The sequence below is a fragment of the Bombilactobacillus sp. ESL1092 genome, from assembly GCF_058107465.1.
Map to the genome: position 1 here is coordinate 1745587 of NZ_CM176594.1, position 16462 is coordinate 1762048.

The following is a 16462-nucleotide window of genomic DNA, read 5'->3' on the forward strand; positions in this document are numbered from 1 at the left end:
GTAAAATCGAGAATAAAAAATATGAATTTTAAATTTATTGAGCAACATTTCGTTTATCATAACGTGGCATCAAAGAAAAGCGCATTACAAATAATTATTTGTAAATCAAATCCATACATCATCAGGTAAATTATCTCTATATGGTTTATTTTCTTTCAAGCAATTATTGATTATTTCAATAATTCTATTTTCGTTATTTCCAATATTGAATGTGAGAAAACTTTCTCCAAATATACTTTGGTATTTATTAAGTAAGTAAAATGTTGATTCTTTCATTTGAAAAATCACTTCCATAAATATATTTGTTATTATTCAAAAAGCGGTAAAAGATAATTGAAATAAAAATTTTACTTAATTCGCATTTTGCATATCTGCCTTGATTTAAAAAACTAAATTATCAGATTTACTTAAGTGTAATCAATAATCTTACAATTTTCAATTTAACCTTAGATCATACAGTGACAATTTATGACTCGTCTGTTTTGGAATTAACAGCAACTGCTTCCTCAGGGACACAAATTGCTGGCGGATCAGGTGCAATTATGGTATTTCTTCAGCTGATTTAGGTGGTTGGATTAGTGCTAATACAGATTTGCCAAAGAGTTTAGTTGACGTTTTGATTAATAAATCAGGTTTAGCATCCGCATTTACCAAAATTAAAGAGGGTAATTTAACAATTAAGTCTTCTGTCAATAGCGACAAGAGTTATTCCGTTTCAATTGCTTTGGATGTTATGAAAACAGATTTAGGATATTTGGAAAATACTTTATCCATTTAGTTTGAAGAAAAAGTTAAAATCAATGATTTCCCTAATATTGATCCTGAGACGGTATTGGTCGTTGTTGGCATAGCAGTTTGGGCTGTATTAGGTTTAGGTGGCTTTGAATCGTTAGCAAGTTTCATTGAGTTATTGTTTACATCCATATCTGTTTAATCAATTAATTTACGAATAAATAATTGCTTGCTTTTTTCTTTAAGTTATCAACTGATAATTGATTATTATTCAACGTATTCAAATTGTCTTTACTTTTATAAATTGTCTGTACCGGAATTTGTTTTTTAGAAGATTTAGTGTTGTCTAATAGAAGTAATATATATTTCTTGGTTTCTATAAATGTAAATTTTTGCTTACTAGTGTATTCAAGGTTCAATTTCTTATATAAAATTTTGAATAATGGGTCTTCATTTATTTGGTAATTAGGAGACTCAGGAGACAGAATATGATTTTCTTGGTAAGCTTTTTTTAAAATGTCAGATTTTGAATACATTTTGATATATTGTAGCTGTGATTTTTTGTCATTAGCAGCAAAGTAAAATATATATTTATCTTGAGACTTTAATATATAGTCTTTTTGACACTTATATTTGATTGCGAAGAATTGAAGTGTGTTAATAATTATGGCTGCAATAATTATTATTTTTACCATTGAAAAGGCACATAACCATATTATTGTTATTACAATAATATCAGCAATACAGTTTGTGACGAATATGTTTCTTAATTGCTTGATTCCATAATTTTTCCAGATTATTTGTGATAAATTTTTTATTTGTTGTTTATTTAAAAATGAAATTATCATTTTGATCTCCTTGTTTTACGTGTTTTATATATTATAGCCGAAAGGCTATATTATGGCAGGAACGGTTGAGTCATGATTTACAATTCCTTTTTCGAAATTTATAACCTCAATAGTGATTAAATGAAATATTCCCACATGTCGGTTCGACTCCGACAGCTGCCATTGCCCAACGGGCAAAATTCAATAGTTAAACTTATCTGTAGCCAGCAACGGAACTTGAAAATAGTGAGTGGTTTTCAAATTAGGAGTTCAACTCCTTGCTAAATGATAATTAAATTGGAGGTAATGCTTATGAAAATCAACCAAGTAGATCAATTGAAGAACAGCGCCAGCTGTATTTAAGAGATTTTGGTGAAAGGAATGATTTAGATGCATTTAATTTTATTCAAGGTCAAGAAATTGGCGACAAGATTGTTGATTTATTGAAGTAACAAAAAGAGCTCATATATGGAGGAAGCATACATGAGCCTACAATATGCTTATAACAAATTAAGGATGGAAACTAGGTTTATTAGGATTTAACTTAGGAGATAGGTGTTAGTTTAAAATCATCGTCAACTTTCATAAAATCTATTTTATTATCGAAATTAAGGAACTCAACATTGTAAATAGTATTGTGTTCCATTTTTTCGTATGAACTATTTAACTCCTTTGTAGGATTTAAATTGCTCATGACGTAATTAAACAGGTGTTCTTTAGATAAATAAAGCTCTGCAATGCTTATATACGGTTGTGATATTGGAGTTATAATGTCATTGCTGACATTTTGAAAAACATTTTTCTTATTTCCAGAAAGATATGCTAAATTAATATCTTCTTTACCAAATTCAAAATTTATTTTGCTGGATAGAATGACTCTGTCACCGTTGCCTGTTTGATAGGTATTGCAAAACAATAAATGATAGTTTACTTTCCAAAGTATTTTGTAATTAGGCAATTCTTTGTTTCTAGATCCTTCTTCTTTAATACGTTGAATTGCGTATTCAAATTGTTTTGCTTCAAGTAGGTTCATAGTTAAGGCTTCCTTTCTATTAGATAATATTATTATAACTTTAGGGTATTAAAATATGATATATTTTCTTTTGGCGATTATCGTTCTTTGCTTGAAAATATTAAATATATTGATTACCAATTGGATTTTGTTTTTAGAAATTGAATTTGTATTAATCGCAGGATCAATAATCGAAATTATTGTTGAATCAATTATTATTTATAAATTGATTAATAAGCACCTTTAATGAAAGACAACCAAAATGTTTGTAATAATAATTTCAGCATCAGCAGAATATCCATACTTTCTGTTGGAATTTCGATAGGGAGAGAAATTGAGAAGTCAAATTCTCATTGAATGCTTCAAATAGCCAATAACGGCTCACACAGCCATTTTAGTCGTGTTGAATATAAAGTTATTAAGACGTGCTTTGAATTTAAATTGCTGTATCAAACAGTATGCGAGACGCTTTTTGACACTTTTGATATTTTTTGAAAGGATTAAACAAAAATCTGCCATTTTTAATACATTTGGTGTTAAACTTACTTGGTAAGATGTAATTAATAGAAGTGTTACACTTTTTAAATGGCAGCGTGGCTATTGCTTTTTTGCATACATTAAAAAAGTTTATATTAGGAGGTGTTGTTATGTATAGCAGCCAAGAAATCGCAGATTGGTTTATTGCTCGTAGTAGAGCAGAGGTGTGCTTAGATGATGGTGCAGAGCCGATTACTAATATGAAACTCCATAAGCTAATGTATTTTGCGCAAGGGATTTACCTCGCTTTATATGATAGTCGCTTGTTTGATGATAAATTTTATGCTTTTGAACATGGTCCTGTTGTTAATCAAATTCGTGAGAAGTATAAAGGAAAAAATTTGCCGGAACTTAATGATGATATTTCTGATGAAAGAGCAACTGAACTGTCAGAAAATTACGACAAAATATTATCCGATAAAAATGCGGCAGAAGTTTTAGATGCAACTTGGAATGAATATAGTAAATATACTGCTGTTTATTTAAGAAATTTAACTCATGATGATAAAGGACCTTGGAAAAAAGTATTTGATGAACATCAAATGTGGATAACTATGGATGATGAAGATATAAAACAATACTTTAAGGATTATGTTGTTGAATGTCAGTAAAATTTAAAAAGAATAAAAGTTCTGATGATTCTTGGATTGATAAGTTAAGAAAAAGTTCTGATCTTAGGGTAACGTGGAACTTATCTTTTATATCTTCAAATAAAAAATATAACTTAGACAATTCTAATATAAATCATAAGCAATTAATGTCAAAATTAGTAGAAGTTAGCAAACATAGTTTGGTTGCGTTTATGAATTTACCTAAATCAAGCGGTGTTGAGTTTATAGATCCCAATGAGTTAAAAGGAAAACTGTCACACATGGAGTGCCCACCTAATTTTGGAAAGCTTAGAGAGGATATAGCAACAAATAAATTGTTTTCTATACGTTTTTCTGGTAGTTCTAGGATTATCGGTAAAAGAATAGATAATACCTTTTATGTATTTTGGATTGATTCTAATCATGAATTGTATAATGGATAATCCAATAATAATTTAGCACTCAGTCAAGTGCTTTTTTGTACATAAAAAATAATAATTCACTTACTGTTATACACATCGTTGTGCATAATGGCGCTTGTAATCAGGAAAGAGGTATGGAACAAGCAATCTTGAAAGAAGCAGGACTCAAATGAGTCCTTGTTTCTATACCCCTAAAATTTTATGGAGGTTTAGAACATGAAAAACACTGTTGTTTATCCGGTTATTCTTCACCCTGAAGAAGTTGGCTATACAGTTGAAGTTCCTGATATTGAAGGTGGTTGGACTCAAGGCGAAGATCTCAAAGATGCTTTAGTAATGGCACAAGACTTGATTGGCTTGGCTCTAGAAGATGTAATTGATTATCCTAAAGCTTCAGTACTTGAAAACATTGATACAAAAGATAATGAAATTAAAACAATTGTATCAGTGGATATGGATGAGTATCGTCGTAATAATCTTAAAACAGTATGTAAGAATGTTTCGGTACCTGAGTATTTAGTTAAATTAGGTAAAGAAAAGAATATTAATTTCTCTGCTGTTTTAACTGAAGCATTGCGAGCTAAGCTAGAAGTTTAGTCAATATATTGGATTTGCACTCAACCAAGTGCCTGTTTCTATACCCCTAAAATCTAATTTAGAGTAGGAGGTTTAGCATATGATGAAAAAAAGAAAGCGTAAAGACAGAACTTATGAAGAAAAAATGCATAGATATACAGCTTCTGCGGTTATTGCTTTGGTTTTAGGTGTTGCACTTCAGTTGTTGTTTCAAGTTTAATTTTAAGACGGAGATGTTAAGGATGAATATTGACTTGAATAATGATGATATTATGAATGCAAAAACTGCTTCTTTTTGTGGGAAAAAATGAATCTTATGTTTGCATAACGTATAAGCAGAATCCGGGGAAGTTTTCACCTGGATCTATTAGAAAGTTTGGAAAAGCGCGGGTAGTTATTACTGAAGATATGGAAGGCTACTACTGGCATTAAGTATTCGCGTAAATAAAGTTTAGCACTCCATTATAATTTCTTTTCTTTTACATATAATATAAGTTTGGAAGAGAAAATAATAAACTCTAACTACTAAAAATTAACCAATTGACAGTTATTTTCAAGCTAAGAAGTATTCTGATAATTAAATATTTTAAATCAAAAAATGGTGACTAAATAATTTGATTAAATTATTTAGTCACCATTAACTGAATTAATGACAGTTAAAAAAGAAAATTGCTAGTTATGATAAACTTTATCTAAAAATGTCAAAGAAACCACTAACATCTTGCAAAATTCCAGAGCTCATTTGTAATGCACTTTGAACAATATCCATCCATGACATAAGTTTCACCTTCTTTTTTAGAATATCAGTATTATATCATAATTATTAAAAAATATCTTTATCACATTTCTTGATAAATAATAATTTATATTAAAAAGATCATATATTCTTTGATGTTTAAGACTGAAAGTGGCTACTTAATTACTATATTGCAAAGATTAATAGTACGTGTTACTTTAACAGGGAGAAGAATCTAATTAATTGTGATGGCGAGATGAGAAAATGAATAAAATAACGATCGTTGGTAGTATTAATTGGGACACTAATTTACGAGTACCACATTTGGTTCGCCCTGGCGAAACAATTCATGCCAAAGAGCATTATAGTGTCGGTGGTGGTAAAGGAGCCAATCAGGCAGTAGCCGCCCAACGCGCCGGCAGTGCAACTTCTTTTATTGGCGCAGTGGGCGCTGATTCGATGGGGGAATCCTTATTAAAACAGTTGCAAACAGAAGGAATTAATATAGCGGGCGTGAAGACGATTGCCAACGAATCAACAGGACAAGCCTTTGTCACTGTCGATGATAATGGTGAGAATAGTATTACTATTTATTCCGGCGCCAATTTTTCTTTTGACACTGCGGAGGTAAAGACTAATCAACAATTAATTATAAATAGTGATTTTGTGATTGCACAATTAGAAACACCCTTAAGTGCTACTCAAGCGGCATTTCAATTGGCTCATGATCATCACATCAAAACGATTTTAAATCCAGCGCCAGCCATTGATAACTTAGCTCCGGAATTGTTGCAGTTGTGCGACGTCATCATTCCTAACGAAACCGAGGCGCAAACCTTAACCCAAATTCCAGTAACTGACTTAACTTCAGCGCGTGCTGCTGCAAAGAAGCTACACCAATTAGGTGTGCCTATTGTCATTATTACTTTAGGTAGTCAAGGAGCTTTTTTGGATGATGGCCAATCTGCGAAATTAATTCCGGCATTTAAAGTTCATGCAGTAGATACTACAGCAGCTGGTGATACTTTTATTGGCGCCTTCAGCAGTGTCTTGAAGCCGGACTTTTCCAATTTATCAGCCGCAGTCTTGTTTGGTAACCAGGCATCGGCTTTAACCGTCCAACGTTATGGGGCACAACCCTCAATTCCTTATCGAACTGAAATTTTGCAATCTTCTTCAAAATGCATAACTGATTTTGCTGATTAAATTAGCAAAATATTAATTGGACTTAGTTGGTCTGTTGGTGCAATTTAGCAACTGTTTGTAAGTGTTGTTGAGCTTTGGTTAACTTAGTATTTTCAGTAGAGATATTTAGTGCTTGGCGCACCTTATGATCGGCTGCTTGATATTGAGCTTGATAGGTTTTAATTTTAGTGAAATTATTCTGTTGATAACAAGTATTCATTTTTTGAAGGCTTTGAATCATTTGCAAAAGATTGTCTTTAGCAGCTTGATTGAAAGCTTTTTTTTGCAATGTTCTTTGGCTATGCTGAAACTCTTGTTGTGCCGTTTGAGTAGTTGCTTTAGTTTCAAGTTTATTATCCCGAATACTGTCAGCGTAGCTATTAATAACATTAGCGTACTGATTATTGGTGCTGTTATAAATGGTTGTTAATTTTTGGTTACTCAGGGTAGTGGGGACACTTTTAGGAGCAGTGGTCTTAGAAGCACAGCCACTAAAAACAAGGGTTGTCATAAATAATGTGCTGATTAAAATAATTAACTTTTTCATCTGAATTTGATCCTTTCAATTAAAACTAGATCTATTATATCAAAATAGTAGCTTGACAAAAAAATAAAGTAAAAGTCAACGTATGAGTTGATTTTTACTTTTATGGAAATCTTTTGGCAAAAGTTAATGTTGGACTAAATTTAAAATGGCCCAGATTATTAAAATTGGAATGATCAGCCAAATTAAGTGGAAAAACAAAATAATAATTGCGCTAATTAAAAGTAATGGTAGAAAAAATAATTTGACAGAAAATTTGAGTAATTTCCAACTGAGACCACCAATCAAAAATAAGATTAATAAGAATAAGATTGTAAACATTATTGGCTCTCCTTATAAATTAATTATCTAATTGCAAGAATTATATGCAAGTTATATTTTAAAAGCAAGTTACGTTTCGCCAAAAAAGCCTTTCAGTAGTAAAATAACTTTAGAACTGAATGAAAGAGGCGTTAATATGGCAAAAGTTGAAAGTTTTACTTTAGATCATACGAAAGTGAAGGCACCTTATGTGCGGTTGATTAGTGAAGAGCACGGACCTAAGGGTGATCTAATTAGTAATTATGATTTGCGCTTAGTGCAACCTAACCAAAATGCAATTCCAACAGCAGGCTTACACACGATTGAGCATTTACTAGCAGGACTGTTACGTGATCGCTTGGACGGCGTGATTGATTGCTCACCGTTTGGCTGTCGGACGGGTTTTCATTTAATTGTTTGGGGTCAACATTCCACGACGGAAGTTGCTCAAGCTTTAAAATCATCCTTAACGGAAATTGCTGAAACAATTACTTGGGATGACGTGCAAGGAACTGATATTTATAGTTGTGGTAATTATCGCGATCATTCCTTATTTTCTGCTAAAGAATGGTGTAAGCAAATCTTAAGTGAAGGTATCAGTGATCAACCTTTTGAACGACACGTTATTTAATTTAAAGAAGCTTCGAAAACCGCTTGTGCAGGTTTTTCGAAGCTTTTTTGTCTAAAAATTAGTGATACAAATGATGACTTTACCGATAATACAAGTTTCATTAAAATCATCAATCTGATAGGTTAAAGTTGGAAAATCAGGATTATTAGAATCTGGAATGAATTGTACAAATTGTCTTTGGGCATCATAGTAAAAACGTTTAACGGCTACTGCCTGATTAACTTGAAAGACAACTAAATCGTCATTGTGTAATTCGGAGAGTTGATTGATTTTTTGTAAGCCGATTAAGGAGCCATCAGGTAGCACGCGGTTCATGGATTCCCCATTAACTGGGAGAAATATAATATCTCTGACATCTGAATATTTACCTAAAATTTGGCTGGGTAAACTAATGGTTTGCATTTGCTGATCAGTAAAAGGATCAACTTCTTGGGGTAAACCAGCAGAAATTCCTTCGGGAAAATAATTATACTTACGCACTAGTTCTGGAGTTTTTGTAGCTTGACGATAATTATCAAATAATTCTTGTGGTGTTACATTTAATGCTTTAGCATAGATCAGAATCTCTTCTTCGCGTAGTGAGCGCTTTTGATTTTCATGATTGGAAATAGTATTTTGATTGAAGCCGGTTAGTTGACTCAGTTCCTTTTGAGTTAAATGTTGTTTTAAACGTAATTGTTTAATAATAGGTCCTAAGATATTTTTGGGCATAAAATCACTCCTTGCGATAAATATATCACAGCCAATAAATATTAAGCAACTTTTGAATTTAAATCTGAAAAGCTTGACGTAAATATTGCAATATGAGATATTAGCAAAGAGGAGTAAAATTATCATGAAGAAATTAGATCAAAAAACTTTGGATAAGAAAGTCTTGAAAGCAGCTTATTTAAAACCTAAATTTCATTTAAGAACCGCACGGCAAAATCGGGGATTAACTACCACGCAAATGGCACAATTAATTGGTTTAAAAAACCGCCGCCAATATGAGCAAAAAGAGCGCGGTAAGGCGCCCTTTCATGATTATGAAATGTTAATCATTGCTCAGTATTTTGAAATGACCATTGAACAATTATTTTATGAAGATTAAATTCTGGTGTTACATATAATTAGAAGTAGATCACACAAAAGGAAAATGTCTAAAAATTATGCAAATTGAGTCAAAGCTTTCCTTCTTATCTTAAAATATTGAGGTGGGGGGACAAAAAATTCGTAATTTAAATGAACATCGGCCTTTTATAGTACTCACTTTTAAGCAACTTTTGTTCCAACTGCGATGAACGACTCTAATTGGCTATAAAATACTAATTCAGAGAGCCTAAGAATAGGGTGTTAATTGTTATTTCATTAATAACCACAATAATAAATACAGTATCACTCCGGGAAAAGGTGTAACGGTCAGTACAACCCAACAAATCCTCAGGACATTAGCATTCCAGTCGAAATATTCTGCTATTCCGCCCAAAACACCAGTCAAAACTTTATTAGAGCGGGAACGATAAATTGGTAAATGCATGGTAAATCCTCCTTTGTTCTTAAACTGAATCATAAAAGTTTTTCTTGCTGTGATTAGTAGTTATAGAGAACTTTTTTCAAGTTCTAGCTTTATTATAAAGGTCCCAGCATTAATGAGATAGGATAATTTTCCAAGTTAATGACTCCGACTATCCGGAAGACAATAATTAGGTGTATAATATAGTTCCTTGGCAGGGGCATTACTCAAGGATTCAAAACTCACAATGGGGTTTTGAATCCTTTTTTACAGTTGCTTGCTGCTAAATCAGACATTCAAATATCTTAAAGGAGAAGATTATGGCACTTGTGCGACAAAAATTAGCTAAATTATTGCAGTGGCTAACATGGTTGTTAATGCTAGGGATGTTAGTTTCAGCAATCTTTTATGGGCCACAACGCTTAAGCAACCATCGCCTCTGGCTAGGAAGTTTAACCATCGGGTCTGTGGCCTTATTAGCGCTTGGAATTTATCTCTGGCGACAGCTGACAAATCAGCAACAGAAAATAATTAGTTGGTGTTTATTTGCGGCAGGACTAATTTGGCAAATTATTTTAATTATGGCTTTAAGTACGAGTAATGACTGGGATCCACAGAAAGTATTGATGTCGTTAACTCAGCGCACCATGTATAAAAATAATTATGTACTATATAACTACTTATCTTATTGTTCAAATAATTTGTTACTGTTTTATTGTTATGCTGGTTTACTAATGCTGAGTCAATTGTTACATTTAAGTTTAACTTGGACCTTCATTAATTGTTTTAATGCCGTAGCTATTGATTTAGCAGTAGTCTTGTTTTATCTAACTTTGAAAAAAATTACTGCTAAAAAGGTAGCGCACACTGCATTAGTAGTATTAACAATTACTTTAGTATTTAGTCCGTGGGTTATTATTACTTATACTGATACCTTATCGTTATTAACCACCGCATTAGCGATTTATAGTTTGGTCAATATTAAAATGACACAGACTTCCATGAAGCGTTACGGGTGGAGTGCTGTGGCGGGGATTATGCTTGCCTTAGGTTGGTATATGAAAGCTTCCAGTATCATTTTTGCGCTGGCATTGATATTAGTACTTGTAATTTTAAAAACACCTTGGAAAAAAAGTAGCTGCTTCTTATTAATTACTAGTTTGGTTGGTTTTGGTTTAACTTTCGTGACAATCAGTACAATTAATCAACATCAACAACTATATCCGATTAAGTCTGAGTTAAAGCACCCAGCTACGTACTATATGATGTTAGGTTCTAAGGGACATGGTGCTTGGAACGTGACAGATTTCAATCGCATTGTAGCTACTAAAGGTGAAAAAAATAAAACACAATTAGGCTGGCAAACGTATCAACAGCGGGTTTTAAAAATGGGCTGGCGCTATCCGCTATTTTTAATGAAAAAATTTTACTATACTGTGCGCGACGGATCATTTGGCTGGGGTGAAAATTCCACACCGCGGGGTTTTCTGATTCAAAATCGCCCCCAAACAACCACTTTGGGTGGCTTCTTACGCAGTTTGTTTTATCCTTTAGGCCATTATGTGTCAATTTATTATGTGTTGGCACAGGTTTGGTGGATTGCGATTCTAGTGGGAGCAGTCATTACTTTATGGCAACAGCGGCGGCAACAACCACACTTTTTACAAGTTTGCTTATATTTGACGATTATCGGTGGCTTACTCTATTTAATGCTTTTTGAATCAGGAATGAGTCGTTATTTGATTCAGTTCCTACCATTTTATGTGTTCATTGGCGCCCTGGGTCAACATGAGCTACTGTCCAATAAGTAAGAGAATTATTGTTCTGGCTTAGCAACGGCAATGTTAGCGATCTGTCCGTCAACTAAAGGCAAAACATCTTGAATATTCACGGTTACGGAGCGACCAATTTTACCAGCTGAAAAAGTGATTTTTTGATCAGTAAGTGCTTGTTGGTCAAAATAAATAGGATAATTATGCTGTTCACGAATACCGACGGGACTGTTAGCGCCGTGTTCAAAGCCAGAAGTTTGTTTGAGCATTTTTAAGGGAACCATGGCTACTTTTTTATTGTGGGAGGCTTTGGCTAATAATTTATAGCTTAAATGTTGATTTAATGGAATAACACCCACTAAAGGACCGCTTTGAGAACCATTGAGTACTAATGTTTTATAAACGTGTAATTCGTTGGTTGGATCATCTTTAATTTGCTGAACATCACCAACTTGCTGGGTGGCAAAATCCACGGGTTGGTAAGTGATTTTTTGCTTGTCTAAAATTTTCTCCACCAAGGTTTTCGATAAACGCTTTTTTTTGGACATAAAATCGTGTCTCCTTTTTGAATTTCATTTATAATATTAACATGATTTAGATTTTTAGAGCTAATAGGTGAGAATTTCATGTTTAAACGTCGTAAAACTACCAAAGTTAATTTACAAAAACAAGACTTTGAGCAAATCTTGAAGCAAGTCCGTCAAGATGATGAACGCTTGGTCACTGTTCAACAGCAGTTTGAACATTTGACTAAAAAGTATGTCACTTCAAAAAAAGTAAAGGAAAATAATTAAATGAGTCAACCAGTTTTTAATCAACTAATCATTACAACTGCTACTCAGAATTTAGATTTAATTAGTGCAGTATTAATTCAACAACAAATTCAAGGGATTGAAACCTTGCCAGATGATCAAGGATTGGCAATTTATTTGCCGGCAAAGACATTGAATCAACAGTGGTGCCAACAATTACAACAAGAGTTAAAGCAATGGGGCATTGCTGCAGATCAGTATGAATTACACCTACATGAAAATGTTGATGTGCATTGGGGTAAGTATTGGCAAAAATACTATCAACCAGTAACTGTTAGTCATTTTTTAAAGATTGTTCCCGCTTGGCAAAAAGATGCTCAACCAGCCACCACAGAAATTATGCTGCGACCACAGGAAGCTTTTGGTACGGGTGAACATCCCACGACTAAGCTTTGTTTGCAAGCATTGGAACTGTTTATTCATGGACAGGAGTCGTTAATTGATGTCGGAACGGGCACGGGGATTTTAGCTATTGCTGCGGCCAAGCTTGGTGTTAATCAGCTCTATGGTTATGATTTATCGGCAGAAGCTGTGACTGTTGCTCAAGAAAATTTTGCACTCAATCAGCTCACTAGTCAGTTTCAAGTCTGTCAAAATTCACTATTAACGGGTGTTCAACAGACAGCCGACATGGTTGTGGCGAATATGCTATTAGACCCACTAACTGCCTTAATGCCACAAATCAATGACCGTCTTAATACTTCAGGCTTAGTGATTGTGTCCGGATTTTTGGTGGAACAAGCAGAAACTATGAAAAAATTATTACAACAGCAACATTTAGTTATTCAACAAGAATTGATTAGTTCGGGCTGGTCTTGTTTGGTAGCTCAAAAGGAGCAAAGTTAATGCAACAAGTTTTTTGGTCAGAAACGCTTGCCCCCAACACCTCAAGTTTAGAGTTGGGCAATCCACATTACCAACATTTAATTAAGGTGTTGCACTATCCAGTAGGTAAACAATTTTGGCTGGTTGATCAGAGCCAGGCGACTTTTGTGGCAACAATCAGTAATATTTTAGCAACTAGTTTTGAAGTGACTCTCAAACCCCAAGCACGTCAGATAACGGAACTGCCGGTGCAAGTCACTTTAGCCTGTGCCTTATCGAAAAAAGACAAGCTGGAATTAATTACTCAAAAAGCAACTGAATTAGGTGTACACCAGTTGATTTTTTTTGAAGCCCGTTATTCAATTATGAAATGGAAACCGGCGGTTAGAATTAAAAAAATGGCCCGCTTACAAGAAATTGCCCAAGCAGCAGCGGCCCAGTCACAACGTTTGGTCATTCCTAAAATTAGCTATTTAAATAATGTGACCGAATTATTAGATTTTCCAGCAGATCATCGCTTGATTGCTTACGAAGAAGCTGCTAAACAAGGTGAAACGGCCCAATTGGTACAAACCTTGCAGACATTGCAAGCTCAGCAGTCAATTATTTGTTTATTTGGCCCCGAGGGTGGTTTTCATATTGAAGAAATTACCCAATTGTTGCACAATAACTATATTAGTTGTGGCCTAGGTCCGCGTATTTTGCGGGCAGAAACGGCACCGCTGTACTTCTTGAGTACTTTGTCTTACCAAATTGAATTGAACAAGGAATATTAACGTGAAAAAATTTATTTTAAAATGTTGGCAATCAAATTATTGTCAAATCTGTTTATTAACAATTGTTTTAACGATTACTCTCCCTTTAATTGCGGGGACCTTTAAACTCGGTAAATCTTGGCGAGTTGGTTTGATCTTTTTAGTATTAAATTTAATTTTAGCGGTTTTGTATGGTCGGTGGATTAAAAGAACACGCCAACCTAAATGGACGTTTGGAATTTTTCCAGGTTTCTTTTTGCTTCTAGTTTTATTGCATTATTTGACGAGTATCTATGCATATTTGTTGGTGATTTTATATTTGTTAGTGGAGTATTTAGCCTTTTTGTTGAGTACTTCTAAATAATTACTATTAATGATCAATCTGCAGTTAGTCTCATGTCTAAGTAATGCATTGTAGAACTGTACCAGAGAACTGGTGGTTCCAGCAAGCTCTAATGAAAGATTATACTGAAAGGTAGGTGCAGTCGGTTTTGTCGAAAGAAAAAGTTTATACGGCTGATGAAGTTTTTGCGTTATGTGCTACTTATATGAACGAACGTCATGTTAGTTATATTAAAAAAGCTTATCAGATGGCGGCTTATGTGCATCAAGATCAAAGGCGAGCTTCGGGGGAGCTTTATATTGTTCATCCCGTTCAAGTGGCGGCTATCTTAGCTAATTTAAAAATGGATCCGGATACTGTTTCGGCAGGTTTTTTACACGATGTAGTGGAAGATACCAAGATTGTTTCTGATGATATTCGAGAATTATTTGGTGATGACGTAGCTAATATTGTGGAAGGCGTAACTAAAATTTCCAAATATAAGTACAAATCTCATCAAGAATTATTAGCTGCTAATCATCGCAAAATGTTACTTGCAACGGCTAAGGATATGCGCGTTATCATGGTGAAATTAGCGGATCGTTTGCATAATATGCGGACGTTAAATTATTTGCGGCCGGATAAGCAGCGGCGGATTGCCAATGAAACTTTAGAAATTTATGCGCCGTTGGCGGATCGTTTGGGAATCAGTACAATTAAATGGGAATTGGAAGATTTATCCTTGCGTTACCTTAATCCACAACAGTATTATCGGATTGTTCATCTCATGAATTCCAAACGCACACAGCGTGAAGCTTATATTAAACAAGCAGTTCAGGAAGTTCAGGCAAATATTGATCAATTAAACATTCATTATGACATTAGTGGTCGGGCAAAGCATATTTACTCTATCTATAAAAAGATGCAAGAAAAACACAAACGTTTTGAAGAATTATATGATTTGTTAGCAATTCGCATTATGGTTAATTCAGTGCGAGATTGTTATAGTGTTTTAGGTAATATTCATGCGAAGTGGAAGCCGATGCCTGGACGCTTTAAAGATTATATTGCAGTGCCGAAAGTTAACGGGTATCAATCTTTACACACGACCGTCATTGGTCCCCAAGGGCGACCTTTAGAAGTGCAAATTCGTACCTATCAAATGCATGAAGTAGCGGAATTTGGGGTGGCTGCCCATTGGGCTTATAAAGAAGGCAAAAAGTCCGCCATTACTTTGGATCAAAACGACCATCAGATTGATGTCTTTCGTGAAATTATGGAGATCCAAGAAGAAACGACCAATGATGCAGATTTTATGCAAAGTGTGAAGGGCGACATTTTTAGTGATCGGGTTTATGTATTTACCCCTAAAGGCGAAGTCTTAGAATTGCCGAAGGGCTCTATTCCCTTAGATTTTGCTTATCAAGTGCACACTGAAGTTGGTAATCATACGACGGGTGTCAAAGTGAATGGAAAAATGGTTCCGCTTAATTATAAGCTGCGTAACGGCGATATTGTAGAATTATTAACCCAAAGTAATGCCGCACCCAGTCGCGATTGGGAAAATCTAGTCTATACTTCAAGAGCGCGGAATAAGATTAAACGCTACTTTAAAAGTGTTGATCGGCAAGATAATATCGAAGAAGGTCGTAATAAGCTAGAACGTGAATTACTGGACCGCAATTTTGCTCCTAAAACTTACTTGAGTAAAAAAATGTTAAGTAATGTCTGTCAACGTTATAATTTTGAAACTATTGAAGAATTATTGGCAGCCGTGGGTTATGGTGAAATTTCTGCTATTGGGGTTGTTAACCGTTTGACAGAAGCGGATCGTAAAAAGTTGGAACAACAAAAGCAAGCTGAATTAGAACAAAAGATTTTACAGGACACCCCGCCCGAAACGGAAGTGCCGCCAGAAGAAAAAATTGTGGCCAATGAAACTCAGGATCGAGAAGTAAATATTCAAGGTGCAGATAACTTATTGATTCACATGGGCAAATGTTGTACCCCGATTCCAGGCGATCAAATTGTGGGTTATATTACTAAAGGTCGAGGCGTAACTATTCACCGCGCAGCTTGTCCCAATATTGATTTAGAGAGCACTAATAACCGCTTGATTGAGGCAAGTTGGGGGAATGTTCATGACCATCATTATAATGTCAAATTAGAGGTGTTTGGTTATAATCGCAATGGTTTATTGACTGATGTATTGCAAGTTGTCAATAAACGGAGTGATTTGTTGTCTGGTGTCAATGGTCATGTTGATCAAGATCGGATGGCGCATATCACTTTGTCAGTAAAAGTTAGAAATTTGGAACACTTAAAAGATATTATGAATAAGATCAATAATGTTCAGGATGTTTACGACGTGCAACGAGTGATTAATTAAGGA

General features: G+C 34.3%; 20 protein-coding genes. 12 read left to right on the forward strand and 8 right to left on the reverse strand.

The window, feature by feature from the left end:
* Positions 1 to 105 precede the first annotated feature (105 nt).
* From AC3B6Y_RS08320 to AC3B6Y_RS08335, 4 genes are all read right to left on the reverse strand, one after another.
* A complete protein-coding gene (locus tag AC3B6Y_RS08320; RefSeq protein WP_489790976.1) occupies positions 106 to 276 on the reverse strand; it encodes a hypothetical protein in 171 nt (56 codons plus the stop codon).
* Positions 277 to 540: 264 nt separating this feature from the next.
* Positions 541 to 693: a hypothetical protein gene (locus tag AC3B6Y_RS08325; RefSeq protein WP_489790977.1), complete on the reverse strand. Its 153-nt coding sequence runs from the start codon at positions 691 to 693 to the stop codon at positions 541 to 543.
* A 245-nt stretch (positions 694 to 938) separates the two neighbouring features.
* A complete protein-coding gene (locus AC3B6Y_RS08330) occupies positions 939 to 1580 on the reverse strand; it encodes a hypothetical protein (protein ID WP_489790978.1) in 642 nt (213 codons plus the stop codon).
* Between the two features lie 523 nt (positions 1581 to 2103).
* Positions 2104 to 2592: a hypothetical protein gene (locus AC3B6Y_RS08335; RefSeq protein ID WP_489790979.1), complete on the reverse strand. Its 489-nt coding sequence runs from the start codon at positions 2590 to 2592 to the stop codon at positions 2104 to 2106.
* 572 nt (positions 2593 to 3164) lie between these two features.
* Between AC3B6Y_RS08335 and AC3B6Y_RS08340 the strand changes: the two genes are divergently transcribed.
* The 4 genes from AC3B6Y_RS08340 (at position 3165) to rbsK (ending at position 6638) form a co-directional block, all read left to right on the forward strand.
* Complete coding sequence (locus tag AC3B6Y_RS08340) at positions 3165 to 3719, forward strand: Panacea domain-containing protein (protein WP_489790980.1); 555 nt, start codon at positions 3165 to 3167, stop codon at positions 3717 to 3719.
* Entirely contained in the window at positions 3710 to 4141 is a 432-nt protein-coding gene (locus AC3B6Y_RS08345) for a hypothetical protein (protein WP_489789910.1), read from the forward strand. The genes AC3B6Y_RS08340 and AC3B6Y_RS08345 overlap by 10 nt, the downstream gene beginning before the upstream one ends.
* Before the next feature lie 195 nt (positions 4142 to 4336).
* Entirely contained in the window at positions 4337 to 4717 is a 381-nt protein-coding gene (locus AC3B6Y_RS08350) for a type II toxin-antitoxin system HicB family antitoxin (protein ID WP_489789909.1), read from the forward strand.
* Positions 4718 to 5696: 979 nt separating this feature from the next.
* The gene (rbsK, locus tag AC3B6Y_RS08355; protein ID WP_489790981.1) at positions 5697 to 6638 is read left to right on the forward strand and encodes a ribokinase; all 942 of its coding nucleotides are present in this window, start codon (positions 5697 to 5699) and stop codon (positions 6636 to 6638) included.
* A 22-nt stretch (positions 6639 to 6660) separates the two neighbouring features.
* On the opposite strand, the gene AC3B6Y_RS08360 is transcribed toward rbsK, so the two are convergent.
* Positions 6661 to 7164 carry a hypothetical protein gene (locus tag AC3B6Y_RS08360; RefSeq protein WP_489774966.1) on the reverse strand — a complete coding sequence of 168 codons (504 nt, stop codon included), beginning with the start codon at positions 7162 to 7164 and terminating at the stop codon, positions 6661 to 6663.
* Positions 7165 to 7618: 454 nt separating this feature from the next.
* Between AC3B6Y_RS08360 and AC3B6Y_RS08365 the strand changes: the two genes are divergently transcribed.
* Entirely contained in the window at positions 7619 to 8092 is a 474-nt protein-coding gene (locus AC3B6Y_RS08365; RefSeq protein ID WP_489757603.1) for an S-ribosylhomocysteine lyase, read from the forward strand.
* Positions 8093 to 8143: 51 nt separating this feature from the next.
* Here AC3B6Y_RS08365 and AC3B6Y_RS08370 read toward each other — a convergent pair whose 3' ends face one another.
* The gene (locus AC3B6Y_RS08370) at positions 8144 to 8803 is read right to left on the reverse strand and encodes a LexA family protein (RefSeq protein WP_489789906.1); all 660 of its coding nucleotides are present in this window, start codon (positions 8801 to 8803) and stop codon (positions 8144 to 8146) included.
* Between the two features lie 124 nt (positions 8804 to 8927).
* Here AC3B6Y_RS08370 and AC3B6Y_RS08375 point away from each other — a divergent pair, with 124 nt between their 5' ends.
* Positions 8928 to 9182 (forward strand): helix-turn-helix transcriptional regulator, encoded by a 255-nt coding sequence (locus AC3B6Y_RS08375; RefSeq protein WP_489757605.1) that lies wholly within the window; start codon positions 8928 to 8930, stop codon positions 9180 to 9182.
* 249 nt (positions 9183 to 9431) lie between these two features.
* Here the strand turns inward: AC3B6Y_RS08375 and AC3B6Y_RS08380 are convergent, their stop codons facing one another.
* Positions 9432 to 9608 carry a PspC domain-containing protein gene (locus tag AC3B6Y_RS08380; RefSeq protein ID WP_489757606.1) on the reverse strand — a complete coding sequence of 59 codons (177 nt, stop codon included), beginning with the start codon at positions 9606 to 9608 and terminating at the stop codon, positions 9432 to 9434.
* 296 nt (positions 9609 to 9904) lie between these two features.
* Here AC3B6Y_RS08380 and AC3B6Y_RS08385 point away from each other — a divergent pair, with 296 nt between their 5' ends.
* Positions 9905 to 11395 carry a glycosyltransferase family 39 protein gene (locus AC3B6Y_RS08385; RefSeq protein ID WP_489757607.1) on the forward strand — a complete coding sequence of 497 codons (1491 nt, stop codon included), beginning with the start codon at positions 9905 to 9907 and terminating at the stop codon, positions 11393 to 11395.
* Between the two features lie 5 nt (positions 11396 to 11400).
* Here the strand turns inward: AC3B6Y_RS08385 and AC3B6Y_RS08390 are convergent, their stop codons facing one another.
* The gene (locus tag AC3B6Y_RS08390; RefSeq protein WP_489757608.1) at positions 11401 to 11904 is read right to left on the reverse strand and encodes a YbaK/EbsC family protein; all 504 of its coding nucleotides are present in this window, start codon (positions 11902 to 11904) and stop codon (positions 11401 to 11403) included.
* A gap of 78 nt (positions 11905 to 11982) precedes the next feature.
* On the opposite strand from AC3B6Y_RS08390, the gene AC3B6Y_RS08395 reads away from it, so the two are divergent.
* From AC3B6Y_RS08395 to AC3B6Y_RS08415, 5 genes are all read left to right on the forward strand, one after another.
* The gene (locus AC3B6Y_RS08395; protein WP_489757609.1) at positions 11983 to 12150 is read left to right on the forward strand and encodes a hypothetical protein; all 168 of its coding nucleotides are present in this window, start codon (positions 11983 to 11985) and stop codon (positions 12148 to 12150) included.
* Positions 12151 to 13014: a 50S ribosomal protein L11 methyltransferase gene (gene prmA, locus AC3B6Y_RS08400; RefSeq protein WP_489757610.1), complete on the forward strand. Its 864-nt coding sequence runs from the start codon at positions 12151 to 12153 to the stop codon at positions 13012 to 13014.
* Positions 13014 to 13769, forward strand: a complete 756-nt coding sequence (locus AC3B6Y_RS08405; protein ID WP_489757611.1) for an RsmE family RNA methyltransferase — start codon at positions 13014 to 13016, stop codon at positions 13767 to 13769. The genes prmA and AC3B6Y_RS08405 overlap by 1 nt, the downstream gene beginning before the upstream one ends.
* A gap of 1 nt (position 13770) precedes the next feature.
* Complete coding sequence (locus tag AC3B6Y_RS08410; protein WP_489757612.1) at positions 13771 to 14112, forward strand: hypothetical protein; 342 nt, start codon at positions 13771 to 13773, stop codon at positions 14110 to 14112.
* A 127-nt stretch (positions 14113 to 14239) separates the two neighbouring features.
* Entirely contained in the window at positions 14240 to 16459 is a 2220-nt protein-coding gene (locus AC3B6Y_RS08415; RefSeq protein ID WP_489790982.1) for a RelA/SpoT family protein, read from the forward strand.
* Positions 16460 to 16462 lie beyond the last annotated feature (3 nt).